Below are 16,550 nucleotides of genomic sequence, written 5' to 3' on the forward strand. Positions count from 1 at the left end.
CGATCTGGCAGGTGCTAGTCTGCAAAACACGGGCAGAAGACTTGTACATGCCTCTGCCCAAAAAAGGAAAAACCATGAAGCTCTATACCGCCCACCGCGCGCCTAGCCCCCGTCGGGTGCTGATGTTTTTGATCGAAAAAAACATCACCGGCATCGAGATGGTCAACATGGACCTGAACGGCGGCGAGCACCGCACGCCCGAATACCTGGCCAAAAGCCCGCTGGCCAAAGTGCCCGCGCTGGAGCTGGATGATGGCCGCGTGATCACCGAGACACGGGCGATTTGCACATTGCTGGAGGGCCGCTTTCCCGAGCCCAACCTGATGGGCGTGGACGGCGACGAGCGCGGTTTCATCGAGATGGCCGACCGGCAGGTGGAGCTGTATTTGTTGGGCGGCATTGCCAACGCGATCCGCCACAGCCACCCGGGGCTGGCGGCTTTAGAGAAACCGCAATTCCCCGAGTTTGGCCGCTCTCAGGCCGAGAAGGTGCGGGATGTGGCCCGTGGTTTTGACCAACGCCTGCAAAGCCAGCCCTTCATCGCGGGTGAACGTTTCACCATCGCCGACATCACCGCGTTTTGCGCGCTGGAGTTTGCTCGGGGCCTGATGAAGTTTGTGCCCGGCGAAGAGGGCATGCTGGCCTTGCAGGCTTGGCGCGATCGCATCAACGAGCGGCCCAGCGCCAAAGTCTGATCGGCTGAAAATGATCAGCTGAACACGCCGCCATAGTCCTTGCGCAGGTCGTTCTTCTGAACCTTGCCGGTGCCGCCCACCGGCAGCGATTCGAGGAAGACCACATCGTCGGGCACCCACCACTTGGCGACTTTGGTGGTGAGGAAGTCGAGGATCTCTTGTTTCTCAAGCGACTGCCCTGGCTTGCGCACGATGAACAGCAACGGGCGCTCGTCCCACTTGGGGTGCTTGACGCCAATGACAGCCGCCATGGCCACAGCGGGGTGACCGATCGCGGCGTTTTCCAGGTCGATCGAGCTGATCCACTCGCCACCGGTTTTGATCACGTCTTTGGTGCGATCGCGAATTTGCATGGTGCCGTTCGCGTCGATGGTGGCGATGTCGCCGGTGGGGAACCAGCCGTCCACCAGCGCGGTTTTCTCGGCCTTGAAATAACGCTCCACGATCCACTGGCCGCGCACCATCAGCTCGCCTTGGGAGGTGCCGTCGCGGGGCAGAGTGACACCGTTTTCATCGACGATCTTGATCTCGATCCCCGAGACAGTTTTGCCTTGCTTGGCCACGATCGCGTGCTGCTCGGCGGCGGGCTTGAGGCGGTCCGCGCGGCTCAGGTTGCTCATGGTGGCGACAGCCGTGGTCTCGGTCATGCCCCAGCCGTGGCGCACTTCTACGCCGTAGTTGTCCATGAACTTGGCGATCAGCGCCATCGGCATGGCCGAGCCGCCCACGCAGGTGCGCTTCATGTGGGCAAAGCGCAAGTTGTTTTGCTCAACGTGCTGGATCAGACCCATCCAGATGGTGGGCACGCCTGCGCTGATGGTGACTTGCTCACTGTCCATCAATTCGAACAGGCTGGCACCGTCGAGCTTGGGGCCGGGCAAGACCAGCTTGGTGCCCGCCACCAGCGCGGCATAGGGGATGCACCAGGCGTTGATGTGGAACATGGGCACAACCGGCAAAACAGTCTCTTGCGTGGAGAAGCCCAGCACATCGGGCAGGCAGGCGGTGGTCGCATCCAGCACGATGGCGCGGTGCGTGTACAGCACGCCCTTGGGGTTGCCCGTGGTGCCTGAGGTATAGCAAAGCGCAGCGCCGGTTTGGTCGTCCAGCTCGGGCCAGTTGAAGGTGTCGCTGTGGCCGGTGATCAGGCCTTCGTAGTTCTGCACGTTGGCGACGCCCTCGATGGTGGGCGTATTGGCCGCATCGGCCAGGCACACCCAAGCGCGAACTTTGGGGCAAAGCGCGGCAATGCCTTTGACCAGCGGTGCAAAGGTGGCGTCAAACAGCACCACCTCGTCTTCTGCGTGGTTGATCACATAGATCAGCTGCTGCGGGTGCAGGCGCGGGTTGCAGGTGTGCATGACCATGCCGCTCCCCGAGACGGCGTAATAAGCCTCCAGGTGGCGGTGGTTGTTCCAGGCGATCGAGCCGACCGCGCTGCCCACCTTCAGGCCCATATTGGCCAAAGCATTGGCCAATTGACGTGAGCGCTTTGCGGTTTCGGCGTAAGTGGTGCGGTGCAGAGGGCCATGCGTTTCGCGTGAGACGATTTCCGTCTCGCCAAACTGCGCGGCGGCGTGTTCAAGGATGCCCGAAATGAGCAGCGGGCGGTTCATCATGAGGCCGGATGTGGACATGGTTTTTGTCTTCAGTGTTTTGAATTTTTACATTAACGCCGCGTACACCAAGTCGCGGAACAATGGGCGATAGTAATCCCGTTGGTTGGGCGCCTGAACCATCAGCATCGCGTACAGGTCGAGCGCCGGGTCCACAAAGAATGTGGTGCCCGCGATGCCGCCCCAGTAATAAAGCCCCACCGAGCCGGGCACGGGCGACAGGCCCAAATGGGTGCGCACGGCAAACCCGAGTCCAAAGCCGTGGCCGGGTGGCAGCAAGGTGCCGTCGGACGGCATGCCGCCCAGATGATCGGCGGTCATGTAGTCCACCGTGTGCGGGCCGAGCAGGCGCACACCATCCAATTCGCCCCGGTTGCGCAGACACTGCAAAAAGCGGGTGTAGTCCATGGCGGTGGACATCAGGCCGCCGCCGCCGGCTTCCATGGCAGGCACTTGGCGTGGCTCCAGCATTTCCCTGCGCACGCCGCCGTCGGGGTCGTGCGAAAAGGGCTCTGCAATGCGGTGCTGCTGCTCGGGTGGCACGGCAAAGCCCGTATCCACCATGCCCAATGGACCCAAGATCTCAGTTTGCAAGAATGCACCCAAACCTTGCCCGCTCACCACCTCGACCAGTCGGCCCAATACATCGGTGGCGCGGCTGTAGGCCCACACGGTGCCAGGCTGGAACTGCAGCGGCAAAGAGGCAAGTGTTTGCGAAAACTCGGCATTGGTCCGCTCGCGTGAGGCGATATTCACCGCGCCGTATTGGTGCTGCACGGCCGAGTCACCCAAAAATTCATAGGTCAGGCCCGCCGTGTGGCGCAGCAGGTCTTGCACCGTGGCGGCTTGTCGCACGGGCTCAAGGCCTCGGGCCGTGGCCACCTGTTGGTTCGCGTACTCGGGCATCCAGCGGCTGACCAGGTCGCTCAAGAGCAACTGTCCGCGCTCGACCAGCATCATCACCGCCACCGACACCAACGGCTTGGTCATCGAATAGATGCGGAAGATGCTGTCGGTTTTCATGGGCGTGCCCGTGCCGGGGTCTTGCTGGCCCACGGCCTCGAACAAACCGATCTTCCCGCGCCGGGCAACCATGGCCACCGCACCGGGTAACCTGCCACTGGCCACTTCGCGGCGCAGCACGTCCATCAGGCGCTGCGTGCGTTCGGGGCACAGGCCCAAATCGGTGGGGTGGGCGTGGGCAAGAGGGGTCATCGTCATGAGGTGCTCCAAAACAAGCACGCTTTGTACAGCAGCCCCTGCGGTTGATGTATCACCTAAAGCAACCGCTGCGTCCATATATCTGTGCTGAAGTCCGGGGCGTGGCCCGGTCAGTAGGATCGATGAGACCGCTGTGGCCCAGGCACAGATCGGTTAGCGCCGTCGTATCCTGCGCACCTTCATGGGCTGGGGCTTGCCTCCGGTCAGTCGAGCTTGACGGCTGCTTCGCGGATGACCCGACCCCAACGTTCATAGTCGGAGCGCACCTTGGTCGTGAAGTCGGCGGGCGTCATGCCCCCGTAATCCAGCCCACTCTCGAAAATGAATTTGCGGAACTCCGGCGTATTGACGATACGTGCAATTTCCTTGTGCAGTGTCGCCACGATCTCCGGCCTCATGCCGCCCGGCCCGAAAAAGGCGATCCAGCCGTCGATGCCGAAATCGAGCCCGGCCTCGTGGAAGGTCTGCAGGTCCGGTAGCGACGGGATGCGTTTTTCCGTGGCAGCCGCGATCAATTTCGTCCGCCCGCTCTTGGAACTGGCGCTGGCGGTGGTGGGGCCGTCGAAGAACATGTCGATGCGCCCGGCATACAGGTCTTGGTTGGCCTGCGCCGGACCCGGATAGGGGATGTGGGTGACGTCGATGCCGGCGACCCGCTTAAGGAACTCGATGTTCAGATGCCCCGTTGTGCCGATGCCGTACGACGCTACATTGAGTTTGCCCGGGTTGCGTTTGGCATAGTCGACCATCTCGCGCACGGTGGAAAACGGCGCATCCTGACGCGCCACAAGCACGGTGCCGCCCATTGAGCCAGGCGTGATGGGCGTGAAGTCCTTGAAAAGGTCGTAGGGCGGTGTTGCATACAGGTGTGGCATCTGCGTCATCGCTGCGACGGTGTAAAGCAGTGTGGAGCCATCAGGCGCCGCCTTCGCAACTTCACGCGTGCCCACCAGCGTGCCGGCGCCCGGTTTGTTGTCGACGATGACCGGCACGCCCAGTGCCTCGGCCAACGCGACTGCGATGCGCCGCGCCTGCTGGTCGGTGCCGCCACCGGGCGTGAACGGAACAACGATGCGTATGGGCTTGCTTGGTTTCCACTGGGCGTTGGCTGGGGCGCTACACGCCAGGGCCAGGGCCAGCGCGGTGAATAAGCTCTTCAATAACGAGGGCATGGACGATCCTTGGTTGGCATCGCGCGACCGACGGGCCGCGACACGAGCTGGAAATATACGGTGTTCGCGCAGATCGTTATTGACCATGCGTGCCAATGAATTGCCGGATTGCGCCATGGGCCGCAGACTGTCAGCGCACTTGGCGCGCGGGCCACCGCTGTGGGCGGAATGTGGTGATGTGCAGATGGGGGACGGGGCGCAAATCGCGCCAGCAGACTGGCTTCTGGCGAACAGCGCATTTTGGCGGTGGATCGGCCAGGCAAGGCCTTCATGCGGACGCAGCAAGGGTTTCGATATGGGCCAAAGAATTTGCTACAAGTGGTACCGGATGCGCGACGAGAAGCTCTAGGCGACGCGTTTTGCCTGTTTTGGGGACATAGAACCTGATTTTCAGATAAAAGAGATCGGTAGCCCCCATCATTGCTCATGAGTTTGCCAAGTAAAAAACAGCATTCAGTTCGAGTTGTTCAGTGGCGCGCCTGACCATCCTTCGGCCCAGCCAGCCAATTGGCGCAAGAAAACGCAGGGGTCGCCATCGGTGGTGCAACACGTTGCGGCTATCGGCCGATAGCGGTTGGCAGATGTTGGCGCTGTCAAGTCAATGCCAACCAAATCGATGCCAGCCAAGTCCATGCGCGTTGCCGGTAGCACGCGCGTTCGACTGGGCGATGCGACCGCTACAGGCCCGTCTGTATGCTGCGTTGCGAGAGAACTCGCCAAAGGCGTGGGCAACAGATGCAGTTCACCTTCAAACACCGTGCCGGCCACGCGCACGTCTTTGAGCCCTTTTGCGCCCAGCGCATGCGGGTCATCCAGCAATACGGTGAAGTCGGCTTTTTTGCCCGCAACGATGGAGCCAATCTCATGGTCCAGATTCAGGCCGAAGGCGGCATCGATAGTGATGCCGCGCAGAGCCTGCTCCAGACTCAGGCACTCCTGGGGCGACACGGTTCGCCCTGATTGGGTGGTGCGTGTGGCTGCGCACCAGGCCAGCAGCAGGGGCTCCATCGGGGCCATCATGAAGTCAGAATGAAACGACACCCGCATGCCATGTCTGACCATGGAGCCGGCCCGCACAATCTGGTCAGCCCGTTCCTGGCCCAATCCCAGCCTGGCGTAACCGTCTGCCAGCGCGTGGATGTAGTAGGCGTTGACCGACGCGTGTGCCCCCAGCGCGGCCATGCGCTGCGACTGCGCATTGGTGTGAAAGCCCACGTGGTGCATCATGAAGCGCGCATCGAACCGCGGCTTGCGCTCCTGCGCGGCAGACAGTGCCGTCAACACGGAATCCATGCCTGCATCGCCATTCACGTGCACATGAATTTGGTAGCCGGCATCCCAAAATACTTCCACGCCCTTGGCCAGAACTTCAGGCGACATCAGCCATTCCCCGTGATGCCCGTCGATGTAGCCTGGCGGGTTCATCATCATCAATTGGGAAAACATGGCGCCGTCGGCGAACAGCTTCACAGCCTTTGAAAACTTGACGCGACGGCTCTCACGCTTGCGCAGTGCCTCAATCGCGACCAGCCCTTGGGCAAACGGTGGGCACTCGGTCGGCAAGCCCATCACCTGCTTGCCAATAGCCCGGTTGGACGCGCTGCGGGCATCTGCAATGTTGATGATGCGCAGTGGGCGTTCTGGCTTTTCAATGCAGGCCTCCAGCGCGGCAAACTCGTATTCGGCCCCCATAGCACCAAATAGCATGTCGCCAGCCGTGGTGATGCCGCCCTGATGCATCAGTTCTGCCGTCACGTTCAAGCCCCGGTGGTACCACTCTGGGCGCAACAGATAGGGCATCAATCGGCCCATCACCAACTTGTTGCCAGTCTCGAAAAAGTGACCCTTAGCCAGGTTGATCTGCGGGTGGTTCCCGACCAACTCCTGGGTCATGCCCAGCTTGTCAAGGGCGGCAGTGTTCAGGTAGGTTTCATGAAACGAGCGCTGCCACAAAATCACAGGACGATCCGGGCACAGCAGGTCGAGCTCGGTGCGGGTCCAACGCCCATGTTCAGACGGCTGGTAGCCAAAGCTGATGAACCAGTCGGTCTTGTCAGTGCGGGCAGCCAGGCGTTCTTTGAGCAGTTCTAGGTAGCGCTCGGGCGTGTTGGCGGCCGGGGCCATTCGCCCGCCTTCCATGCGCCATGCCTCGGGCGCAATGATTTCCATGGGGGTGAGCAGGGCACCCAAAAACGGGTGAACATGGTTGTCGATAAAGCCCGGCATCAGTACCATGTCCTTGAGGCGCTCGTCCACCACCACCTCGCGGCCTGCGCGCCACGGCGCCATGGATGCCAAATCGCCCACGGCAACGATTCGGTCGTCAATCACGCCGACTGCCGTGGCGGTTGGCAGAGACTCGTCCATCGTCAAGATTTGTCGGGCAATGAATATGCGCAAAACGCCAGGGCGGGTGGCCGCATCAGGGGTTATCTCGATCGCGGAGTTTGGGGCAGATGTCATGGGGCGATTCCTCAAGATTTGGTGCGTTCATGGGTGGGGTCGTACCACGGGCCGAGCTGGGCAAGGGCGCTTACGCGGCGCTCTGCAACACCAATTTCAAATTGTGTAGCGCGAAGAACTTCATTCGTGATGGGCACCTCCAGCGTCACGTAGCCCATGCCCAATGAGGCTTGGACACGGTGGCCGTACATGCCAGAGGTCACCACGCCTACAGCCACGCCGTTTGCAAAAATTGGCTCCTCGTGGACCAGCAATTCGGCGGGGTCAGCCATCTTGAATTGCACCAGGCGTTTTTTGGGTGGGCCTTGTAACTTTTGAGCCAGAACTGCATCCCGGCCGATGAATCCGCCGGGCTTATCGAGCGCGCAGGTAAAGCTCAGCCCAGCTTGGGCTGGCGTGTCTTGCATGCCGATGTCGTGCCCCCAATGCCGGTAGCCTTTTTCGGTGCGGCAGGCGTTGATGGCATGAAACCCGGCCAGCTTGAGGCCATAGGCATCGCCTGCTTGCAGGATCCGGTCAAACACGTGCAACGCAAATTCGGCGGGAATGTACAACTCCCAACCCAACTCGCCTACATAGGTAATGCGGCTTGCCCTTACCACGGCATAGCCGATTTCGATCTCGACGGAAGTGCCAAACGCAAAGGCTTGGTTGCTAAGGTCCGCCCCACTCAGCTCGTACAACAGGGCGCGTGATTTGGGTCCCATCAACCCCAGCATTGGCAGGCCAGAGGTCACATCGGTCACCGTGCAAAAAGCATCGGCGGGGGTGTGTTCAATCAAGTAGGCCAGGTCCCGAATATGCGACGAGACGGACGTCACCACTAAAAAGCGGTCCATCGCCAAACGGGTCACGGTGAGGTCGGCCTCGATGCCGCCGTGCTGGTTCAGCCATTGCGTGTAAACAATGCGGCCGATGGGCACATCCACATTGGCCGTGCTGATGCGGTTCAACACCTTGCAGGCATCCCGGCCCTGCACCATGAATTTGGCCATGGACGACTGGTCAAACAAGGCCACGCCATCTCGCACCGCCTGGCATTCGGCGGCTGTTTTGGCAAACCAGTTGGCGTGGCCAAAACTGTACTCATAGCGTGGGGTAGAGCCCGGCGTGTCATACCAGTTGGCGCGCTCCCAGCCGCTGAGTTCACCCATGCAGGCACCTTGCGCGATCAGCCGGTCATGAAAGGCCGTGCGTCTGGCCCCGCGAGCGGTTTCAAACTGCCGAAACGGCCAATGCATGGCGTACAGTAAGCCCAGGCTCTCGGTGGTGCGGTCCTTCAAGTAAGCCCGAGTTCCTTGGCAGGGGTGCATTCGGCGCACTTCCATGCCGGGGATGTCGATCGGCACGTGTCGGTCCTGAATCCACTGGGCCAGCACCTTGCCCGCCCCCCCCGAACTTTGAATGCCAATCGAATTGAAACCGCAAGCGACAAACAGATCACGTACTTCAGCGGTTTCACCCAGCAAGTAGCGGTCATCAGGCGTGAAGCTCTCAGGGCCGTTAAACCAGGTGGCAATGCCGGTGGTTTGCAGAACCGGAACGCGTTCCATCGCTTTGCGCAAGACGGGCTCGAAGTGATCAAAGTCTTGGGGTAGTTCGTCAAAGCAAAAGTCTTTGGGTATGCCATTGAGGCCCCAGGGCTTGGCCACCGGCTCAAACGCGCCCACCAGCAATTTGCCAGCGTCTTCTTTGTAATAGGCCCATTCGTCAGGCACGCGCAAAACCGGTAAATCTTTGGGCACGGTGGCAATCGCTTCAGTGACGATGTAGAAGTGTTCTGCCGCTTGCAAGGGCAGCCGGATGCCGTGCGGGCGGGCGATCCAGTGACTCCACATGCCTGCGGCCAGCACGACAGTGCCAGCGCGCAATTCGTGCACTTCGCCGTTGGTGTTGGCAGAGCGCACCTTGACACCCACAGCGCGGCCGTTTTCGACCAAAATCTCGGTCACTTCGCTGTCTTCAAAAATGAGTGCGCCACCTTGTTTGGCGCCTTTGGCATAGGCCATAGTGGTGTCCACCGGGTTGGTCTGGCCGTCATTGGGCGTCCAAAGTCCTCCAACCACCCCCTTGCCCGAGAGCAAAGGATATTTGGCCAGCACATCGCTGGGCGTCAAGAACTCAACCTCGACACCAAAAGCGCGCCCCATTGCCCCGGTGCGCTTGAACTCTTCAAAGCGGGCCTCGTTTAAGGCAACCGCCACCGAGCCGTTTTGCTTGAACCCGGTTGCCTGCCCGGTTTTGGCTTCCAGTGTTTTAAGCAGTTCTGACGTGTATTTGGCCAACTCGGTCAGCGTGCGGGTGGCGCGCAACTGTGGCACCAACCCGGCGGCATGCCAAGTCGTGCCGCAGGTCAGCTGTCGGCGTTCCAGCAACACCACATCCTTGATGCCAAGTAAGGTCAGGTGGTATGCGACTGAGCAACCAATAATGCCGCCGCCAATGATGACGACATCTGCTTTGGCAGGAATGGGTTTCATGGGCGGCTGCACTTTCGATCGTTCAAGTTCACGCAATGTACGGTTGGCCGCTCTTGTCGATTTGATGAAAAGTGACTGCCTATTGATGAATTACGCCTTTACCCGATCGCGCAGAAGTGGCAGGCCGGGCCGGCTGGCCTGGCGATCGGCACCGGGTGCCTCGCCATATTGCTGGCGATAGGCGCGGCAAAAGTGGGCCAATGATTCAAACCCCACCGCCACCGATGTCTCGGTGACGGTGATGGCGGTGTTGCGCAGCAAGCTGCGCGCGTGTTCAAGGCGCAAACGGCGGTGGTAGCGGCTGGGGCCTTCACCCAAAACCTGGGCAAATAGTCGCAATAGCTGGCGTGCCGATAAGTCGGTTGCCGCCGCCAGTTCCTGCACACCCACAGCCCGGTCCAGCGTTGCCTCCAGAATCGCCAAAGCGGTCGCCAAAGCAGGGTGATGAACCCGGGTGCGAGTGGTCAACGCAGTGCGCTGTGCGGCGTCGCCCGATCTCGGATGATCGTGCAGGCAGTGTTCTGCGACGCGATTGGCCAGGTCAGGACCGTGGTCCATGGCAATGGCGCTGAGCATCATGTCGATGGCTGCTGTGCCACCGGCACAGGTCAGGCGAAGCTTCCCAATTTCAAATAGCGTCTGCGTCACCTCAATTTTTGGAAATCGCTCGCGAAACGCATCCACCACTTCCCAATGCATGGTGACGCGGCAGCCGTCAAGCAGGCCGGCGCGCGCCAGCAAAAAGCAACCGGTGTCCATGGCACCCAAAGTTGTGCCATTGGCCTTAAGGCGGTGCAGCCAGGTTCTAAGCGCGTGGGTGTAATAACGGTCAGGCTGAATGTCGGCACACAGAATGACTGTGCCCAATGCCTGCTCTTCAGCGATGCTGCCATGGGGCTGAATCAAAATGCCGTTGTCATCAGCCACCGCATTGCCATCCAGTGAGAGCAGCCGCCAGGTGTAAGGTGTCTTAAGGTACCGGTTGGCAATACGAAGCGGCTCAATGGCCGAGGCCAGTGCCATGACCGCAAACTGGGGAATCAGGACAAAACCTATAGGGCCGGGCATTTGAGCGGTGGCGGGTTCAGAAAGTGACATGGTGAATTATCAGAGTGTTGTCAAAGCATTGTGAGAGTGATGGCGTAAATCGTCAATTGCATGGCACAAATCGCATGAATGCCTTGGTTCGATGCAACCACAATTCAAATTCCTAAGCTGGCCAACTCGTCCAGCCCATACTGCCCGTTCTGTCGACCCCAGAGAGGATTTTTCATGCCCCAAGCCCTGACTCAATCGCCAAAGTCTTCACGCCTTCGCACGGCCATGCTGGTGGGGCTGGCTTGTTTGGCGAGTGCCCACGCCTTTGCGCAAGACATAAAACGCGGCGGCACGCTGGTGCTGGGCAGCACCCAGGTGGCGCGTCATTTGAATGGGGCAGTTCAATCAGGTGCAGCCACCGCGCTGCCGTCTACCCAGTTGTTTGCCAGCCCGCTGCGTTTTGACGACAAATGGAATGCCCAACCCTACCTGGCCGAGAAATGGAGCCTGGCGGCTGATGGCAAGTCGCTCACCCTCAATTTGCGCAAAGGGGCGGTGTTTCATGATGGCAAGCCAATTACATCAGAGGATGTGGCATTTTCTATCATGACGATCAAGGCCAACCACCCGTTTTCTTCCATGATGGGCCCGGTTGAAAAAGTGGAAACGCCTGACCCGCTGACTGCCATCATCCGCATGAACGTGCCACATCCCGCCATTGTGTTGGCCATGTCGCCAGCGTTGTGCCCCATCTTGCCAAAGCACATTTATGGCGATGGCCAGGACGTCAAGAACCATCCGCGCAACAGTGTTGATGTGGTGGGTTCAGGGCCATTCAGGTTGGTCGAGTTCAAAGCAGGCCAGCGCACGGTGCTTGAGCGTTTTGACAAATTCTTTTTGCCTGGCAAACCCTATCTTGACAAGTTGATCCTGAGCATCAACCCCGATGCGGCCAGCCTGATGCTGGGGCTGGAGCGCGGCGATATTCACATCGTGCCCTTCACCTCCGCCCCGGCCGATTTGAAGCGGCTGGCGGCTAACCCGAAGCTGGTTATTTCGCCCAAGGGCTATGAAGGCATTGGTGCCATCAACTGGTTGGCCTTTAACCTGACCCGCAAACCCCTGTCCGATCTGGCGGTGCGCAAGGCCATTGCCACAGCCATTGACAAGAACTTCATCAGCAAAGCGCTGCAAGGCGGTTATTCACCCGTGGCAGACAGCCCCATTCACAGTTCTAGCCCGTTTCATGTGACTGACACGGTGCGCTATCCGTTTGATGTCAAAAAAGCCGCCGCCATGCTGGACGCAGCGGGTTATAAGGCTGGGCCCAATGGCGAGCGATTCAAATTGACGATTGACTTTTACCCGGGTCCAGACGATCAGCAAAAAAACCCGGCCGAGTACATCCGCACTGCGCTTAAAAAAGTGGGTATCACGGTTGAAGTGCGCACCTCAGCGGACTTTCCATCGTGGGCCAAAAAAATGGCCACCCGAGACTTTGACATGTCGATGGATGCCAACTTCAACTGGGGCGATCCCATCATCGGAGTGCACCGTACCTATTTGTCGACCAATATCCGCCCTATCGTATGGACCAATACGCAGTCGTACAACAACCCCAAGGTGGATGTGTTGCTCAATTCCGCAGGGAGTGTGATGGACCCAACCCAGCGCAAGGCCTATTACGCTGCGTTTCAAAAGATCGTTACCGATGAATTACCGGTCTACTTTATCGACCAAGTGGGCTATCACACCATCAGCCAAAAAAAGGTGGGTAACGTGCCGAGCACGATTTGGGGCACAGCCTCACCGTTTGACGAGGTCTATTTGAAATAGCCTGAACTCACAACCGGAGCAGGTCGCCTGATGCGTTTTTTTCGACAACTTTTATCGCGTGTCTTGCAGGCCTTGGCGCTGGTGCTGGCCGTGGTGGTGCTCAACTTCATTTTGGTGCACGCGGCACCGGGCGACCCGGTTGAAACCATTGCCGGTGTCAGTGGCGGCATGAGCCCGGAGCTGATGGCGCAATTGCGCTTGCAATATGGGTTGGACAAGCCGCTGTATGTCCAACTTGCCGTTTACATGGGCAAAGTGCTTAGCGGTGATTTGGGGTACTCGTATTTTTTCAACCTACCGGTGGCCTCGTTGATTGGTGAGCGGGTACCTGCCACCTTATTGCTGGTGTTGGGGGCCGTGCTTTCAGCCTTTGTGATGGGAACGACGCTGGGCGTGCTGTCGGCGCGCAAACCCAACGGCGTTTTGTCGCAGTTCATCACGGTGCTGAGCATGGTCGGCTTTGCCGCACCTGTATTCTGGATGGGCATCATGCTGGTGATTTTGTTTGCCTCGGTGTTTCCCATTTTGCCGGTGGCTGGCATGCGCTCCATTGATTCAAGCGGTGGCGGCATTGCCGATGTGCTGGACGTTTTGCACCACTTGGTGCTGCCAACATTCACGCTGGGGCTGGTTTATCTAGCGCAATACAGCCGCTTGTCGCGCGCGGCCATGCTCGATGTGCTGGGGGCAGATTTCATTCGCACCGCGCGTGCGAAAGGTCTGGCAGACCGGGTGGTGCTTTACAAACATGCGCTGCGCAATGCGTTGCTGCCTGTGGTGACTGTGCTGGGCCTGCAATTTGGAAACGTGATGGCGGGAGCCATTTTGGTGGAGACAGTTTTTAACTGGCCCGGTCTTGGGCGACTGGCGTTTGAATCCGTGTTGCGACGCGACTATCCGACCATCCTGGGTGTGTTGTTATTTGCGTCAATAGTGGTGGTGGTGATGAATCAGGTCACCGACATGGTCTATCGCCTGATTGACCCCCGCATTAACGCGCAATAGACCGATTGACCGCTGTGAATCGCCCATGACTCAAATTGCCAACGCTGCCGCTAAAGTGGAACACCCAACGGTAGAAGCCCTGCGTATGTTTGTGCGCAACCCGGCGGCCAATGCTGGCATGGTCATCCTTTTGCTGGTGATACTGGTGTCCATCGTTGGGCCGCTGATTTATGGGGCCGACCCGTTTGAGATTCGTGCAGCGCCCCTGACGGCACCTTTCACTGAAGAAGCCTGGCTTGGCACCGACTATTTGGGGCGTGATGTTTTGACGACGCTGATTTACGGCGGTCGCGCCACGTTGCTTGTGGGCGCAGTGGCGGCGCTGCTGTCGGTCAGCATCGGCATCACGCTGGGAGCCATGGCAGGGTATTACGGCGGCAGGGTTGATGCGATTTTGATGCGCGTCACCGAGTTCTTTCAGGTGTTGCCAGCCTTGCTGTTTGCAATGGTGGTGGTGTCGTTGTTTGGGGCCAAGCTCACCATCGTCACGCTGGCGATTGGCCTCGTCAGTTGGACCGGAACCGCACGCCTGACCCGCGCTGAATTCATGAAGTACCGCGACCTGGAATTTGTGCGGGCCGAGCGAGCCATAGGGGCTGGCAACGCGCGCATTATTTGGCGGGTCATTTTGCCCAATGCGCTGCCACCTTTGATCGTGTCGGGCACTTTGGCCATTGGTGCGGCCATCTTGTTTGAAGCGGGCTTGTCTTTTTTGGGTCTGGGTGACCCCAATCAAATGAGTTGGGGTTTGATGATTGGGTCAAGCCGGCAATACGTTTTGTCGTGCTGGTGGGCCGTGGCGTTTCCGGGGGCGGCCATCTTTGTGACGGTGCTGGCTGTCAGCCTGATTGGTGACGGGCTGAACGATGCGTTGAACCCCAAGTTGAGGGAGCGCTGATGATGACAACGCCGCCGCCCGTCACGATTCAAACCGTGCCGCAACCGCTGCTTAAGGTGCAAGACCTGCGGGTTGAATTCAGCAGTCGGCGTGGCAACGCGATGGTGCTCAATGGGGTGGAGTTTGAGATTCGTGCCAATGAAACACTGTGCCTTGTGGGTGAATCAGGGTGTGGCAAAAGTATGACGGCGCTGGCACTGTTGCGGCTCATCCCGTCGCCACCGGGGCGCATTAGCGGCGGGAAAATTATGTTTCAGGGCGTTGACCTGGCTAACGCTTCCGAGGCGCACATGTGCGATGTGCGCGGCAACCGCATTTCCATGATTTTTCAGGAACCTATGACCTCGCTGAACCCAGTGCTCACGGTTGGTGACCAGATTGGCGAGTCATTGCGTCTGCATGGTGGGCTTGACGCTGCCGCCGCGCGCAACGCTGCGGTGGATCTGCTGAAACAGGTGGGTATTCCGGCGCCCGAGCGCCGTGTGGATGAGTACCCGCATCAGTTTTCGGGTGGTATGCGCCAGCGCGTCATGATCGCCATGGCGCTGGCGTGCCGCCCCGATATCTTGATTGCCGATGAGCCCACCACTGCGCTTGACGTGACTGTGCAGGCCCAGATTTTCGATTTGTTGCGTGACCTTCAGCGCGACAAGGGCACGGCGATTTTGCTTATCACGCATGACATGGGGGCGGTGGCCGAAATGGCTGACCGGGTCTTGGTGATGTATGCCGGGCGTGTGATTGAGCAGGGCACCACGGCCCAGGTGCTGGAACACCCCAGCCACCCCTATACGCGCGGTCTGATCGATTGCCTGCCCAAGTTGGGTAGCAGCTTGAATGCTCAGCGCGATGACCTGACGGAAATCGCGGGCATGGTGCCATCGATTTGGGAACTCGGTGCAGGTTGCGCCTTTCGCGAAAGGTGCCCTCAAGCAATGGCGCGTTGTGCCGTTGCGGTGCCGCCGCTGTTTGCGGTAAATGACGCTGACCACGCACCCGATGTGCCAGACCCCGGGTATCGACATGGAGCGGCCTGCTGGCTGCGGGCTGATGAAACCGGGGCATCAAGCGCTGCAGGCGAGGGTAGGCCATGACGGACCCTGATAACCTGTTGTCGGTTCGCGACCTTAAGGTGTATTTCCCACGTGCCAAGTCTGGCTGGCTGGCAAAGCCTGAGGTGGTGCAGGCGGTCGATGGGGTGTCCTTTGACATCCGCCGTGGAACCACACTGGCGATCGTGGGGGAGTCGGGTTCGGGCAAAACCACGACTGCTTTGGCCGTGATGCGTTTGGCACCGATCACGGGCGGGCATATTCAACTGGGTTCGGTCGACTTGACGGCGCTGTCGGGCGAGGCCCTTCGCCGCGAGCGTCGGCGTTTACAAATTATTTTTCAGGACCCGTTTTCTTCCTTAAACCCACGCGAACGTGCTGGGGCTACGGTGCGAGCGCCGCTTGACCTGATGAACGTTGGCACGCCGGTTGAGCGGCCGCAGCGGGTTGCCGAGTTATTTAAGGCAGTGGGCCTGCGGCCCGAACAGCAGCATTTGTTTCCTCACCAGTTTTCTGGTGGGCAACGCCAGCGTATCAATATAGCGCGGGCACTGGCAACCAACCCGGAACTCGTGGTGTGTGACGAGCCCGTGTCGGCACTGGACATTGCGATTCGGGCTCAAATTCTGAATTTGCTGACGCGACTGCAGCGTGAACTGGGCTTGACCTACCTGTTTATTTCGCACGACATGGCGGTGGTGGAACACATCTGCGACGAAATTGCGGTGATGTACTTGGGCCAAATTGTGGAGCGCGCGCCACGCAAGGATTTCTTTGCCAACCCGTTGCACCCCTACAGCGTGGCCTTGATGTCGGCGGTGCCCACGGTGCAGGGTGGGCGGCGGCGCGCCACGCAACGCATCAAGCTGACGGGCGACCCGCCCAGCCCCATCAATCCCCCGGTGGGTTGCCGTTTTGCGGGGCGCTGCCCGGTGGCTGAAGTGGCTTGCACTTTGGCGCTGCCTCCGTTGGTGGAGGTCACCACCGGGCATTGGGTGCGCTGCAGGCGCGTTGAGGTGGTAAGTGGCCATTTGGCAAGAGGCCCGATTCAACTGCCGCAAGCAACCTGAACGG

General features: G+C 59.6%; 12 protein-coding genes. 6 read left to right on the forward strand and 6 right to left on the reverse strand.

Translation table 11 applies throughout. From position 1 onward, the window contains the following. The first annotated feature begins 74 nt into the window (after nt 1-74). A complete protein-coding gene (locus B9Z49_RS00880; protein WP_108351699.1) occupies nt 75-695 on the forward strand; it encodes a glutathione S-transferase family protein in 621 nt (206 codons plus the stop codon). Nucleotides 696-709: 14 nt separating this feature from the next. On the opposite strand, the gene B9Z49_RS00885 is transcribed toward B9Z49_RS00880, so the two are convergent. The 6 genes from B9Z49_RS00885 to B9Z49_RS00910 all read right to left on the reverse strand — a co-directional run bounded on the left by B9Z49_RS00885 (nt 710) and on the right by B9Z49_RS00910 (nt 10,745). Then, complete coding sequence (locus B9Z49_RS00885; protein ID WP_108351549.1) at nt 710-2,332, reverse strand: long-chain-fatty-acid--CoA ligase; 1,623 nt, start codon at nt 2,330-2,332, stop codon at nt 710-712. 27 nt (nt 2,333-2,359) lie between these two features. Beyond that, nucleotides 2,360-3,532 carry a serine hydrolase gene (locus tag B9Z49_RS00890; protein WP_108351550.1) on the reverse strand — a complete coding sequence of 391 codons (1,173 nt, stop codon included), beginning with the start codon at nt 3,530-3,532 and terminating at the stop codon, nt 2,360-2,362. A 203-nt stretch (nt 3,533-3,735) separates the two neighbouring features. Further along, entirely contained in the window at nt 3,736-4,821 is a 1,086-nt protein-coding gene (locus B9Z49_RS00895; RefSeq protein ID WP_146188432.1) for a tripartite tricarboxylate transporter substrate binding protein, read from the reverse strand. Between the two features lie 336 nt (nt 4,822-5,157). After that, nucleotides 5,158-7,167 carry an amidohydrolase gene (locus B9Z49_RS00900; RefSeq protein WP_108351552.1) on the reverse strand — a complete coding sequence of 670 codons (2,010 nt, stop codon included), beginning with the start codon at nt 7,165-7,167 and terminating at the stop codon, nt 5,158-5,160. 11 nt (nt 7,168-7,178) lie between these two features. Then, nucleotides 7,179-9,647: an FAD-dependent oxidoreductase gene (locus B9Z49_RS00905; protein ID WP_108351553.1), complete on the reverse strand. Its 2,469-nt coding sequence runs from the start codon at nt 9,645-9,647 to the stop codon at nt 7,179-7,181. 90 nt (nt 9,648-9,737) lie between these two features. Continuing rightward, nucleotides 9,738-10,745 carry a GlxA family transcriptional regulator gene (locus B9Z49_RS00910; RefSeq protein WP_108351554.1) on the reverse strand — a complete coding sequence of 336 codons (1,008 nt, stop codon included), beginning with the start codon at nt 10,743-10,745 and terminating at the stop codon, nt 9,738-9,740. A 225-nt stretch (nt 10,746-10,970) separates the two neighbouring features. On the opposite strand from B9Z49_RS00910, the gene B9Z49_RS00915 reads away from it, so the two are divergent. From B9Z49_RS00915 to B9Z49_RS00935, 5 genes are read left to right on the forward strand one after another with little or no spacing between them, the layout of a single operon-like run. Beyond that, a complete protein-coding gene (locus B9Z49_RS00915) occupies nt 10,971-12,521 on the forward strand; it encodes an ABC transporter substrate-binding protein (protein WP_108351700.1) in 1,551 nt (516 codons plus the stop codon). Nucleotides 12,522-12,551: 30 nt separating this feature from the next. Further along, on the forward strand, nt 12,552-13,526 hold the full coding sequence (locus B9Z49_RS00920) for an ABC transporter permease (RefSeq protein ID WP_108351555.1): 975 nt from the start codon (nt 12,552-12,554) through the stop codon (nt 13,524-13,526). 25 nt (nt 13,527-13,551) lie between these two features. After that, a complete protein-coding gene (locus B9Z49_RS00925) occupies nt 13,552-14,424 on the forward strand; it encodes an ABC transporter permease (protein WP_108351556.1) in 873 nt (290 codons plus the stop codon). After that, the gene (locus tag B9Z49_RS00930; RefSeq protein WP_199224955.1) at nt 14,424-15,518 is read left to right on the forward strand and encodes an ABC transporter ATP-binding protein; all 1,095 of its coding nucleotides are present in this window, start codon (nt 14,424-14,426) and stop codon (nt 15,516-15,518) included. Before B9Z49_RS00925 ends, B9Z49_RS00930 begins: the two co-directional genes overlap by 1 nt. Continuing rightward, on the forward strand, nt 15,515-16,546 hold the full coding sequence (locus B9Z49_RS00935; protein WP_108351557.1) for an ABC transporter ATP-binding protein: 1,032 nt from the start codon (nt 15,515-15,517) through the stop codon (nt 16,544-16,546). Before B9Z49_RS00930 ends, B9Z49_RS00935 begins: the two co-directional genes overlap by 4 nt. The last annotated feature ends 4 nt before the right edge of the window (nt 16,547-16,550 follow it).

The organism is Limnohabitans sp. 2KL-51 (assembly GCF_003063645.1).
Classification (GTDB): domain Bacteria; phylum Pseudomonadota; class Gammaproteobacteria; order Burkholderiales; family Burkholderiaceae_C; genus Limnohabitans_A.

What these genes read in the sequence shown, in the direction of transcription:
- B9Z49_RS00880 (WP_108351699.1), top strand. Translation starts at nt 75, where the DNA reads ATGAAGCTCTATACCGCCCACCGCGCGCCTAGCCCCCGTCGGGTGCTG.
- B9Z49_RS00885 (WP_108351549.1), bottom strand. Translation starts at nt 2,332, where the DNA reads ATGTCCACATCCGGCCTCATGATGAACCGCCCGCTGCTCATTTCGGGC.
- B9Z49_RS00890 (WP_108351550.1), bottom strand. Translation starts at nt 3,532, where the DNA reads ATGACGATGACCCCTCTTGCCCACGCCCACCCCACCGATTTGGGCCTG.
- B9Z49_RS00895 (WP_146188432.1), bottom strand. Translation starts at nt 4,821, where the DNA reads ATGGCGCAATCCGGCAATTCATTGGCACGCATGGTCAATAACGATCTG.
- B9Z49_RS00900 (WP_108351552.1), bottom strand. Translation starts at nt 7,167, where the DNA reads ATGACATCTGCCCCAAACTCCGCGATCGAGATAACCCCTGATGCGGCC.
- B9Z49_RS00905 (WP_108351553.1), bottom strand. Translation starts at nt 9,647, where the DNA reads ATGAAACCCATTCCTGCCAAAGCAGATGTCGTCATCATTGGCGGCGGC.
- B9Z49_RS00910 (WP_108351554.1), bottom strand. Translation starts at nt 10,745, where the DNA reads ATGTCACTTTCTGAACCCGCCACCGCTCAAATGCCCGGCCCTATAGGT.
- B9Z49_RS00915 (WP_108351700.1), top strand. Translation starts at nt 10,971, where the DNA reads ATGCTGGTGGGGCTGGCTTGTTTGGCGAGTGCCCACGCCTTTGCGCAA.
- B9Z49_RS00920 (WP_108351555.1), top strand. Translation starts at nt 12,552, where the DNA reads ATGCGTTTTTTTCGACAACTTTTATCGCGTGTCTTGCAGGCCTTGGCG.
- B9Z49_RS00925 (WP_108351556.1), top strand. Translation starts at nt 13,552, where the DNA reads ATGACTCAAATTGCCAACGCTGCCGCTAAAGTGGAACACCCAACGGTA.
- B9Z49_RS00930 (WP_199224955.1), top strand. Translation starts at nt 14,424, where the DNA reads ATGATGACAACGCCGCCGCCCGTCACGATTCAAACCGTGCCGCAACCG.
- B9Z49_RS00935 (WP_108351557.1), top strand. Translation starts at nt 15,515, where the DNA reads ATGACGGACCCTGATAACCTGTTGTCGGTTCGCGACCTTAAGGTGTAT.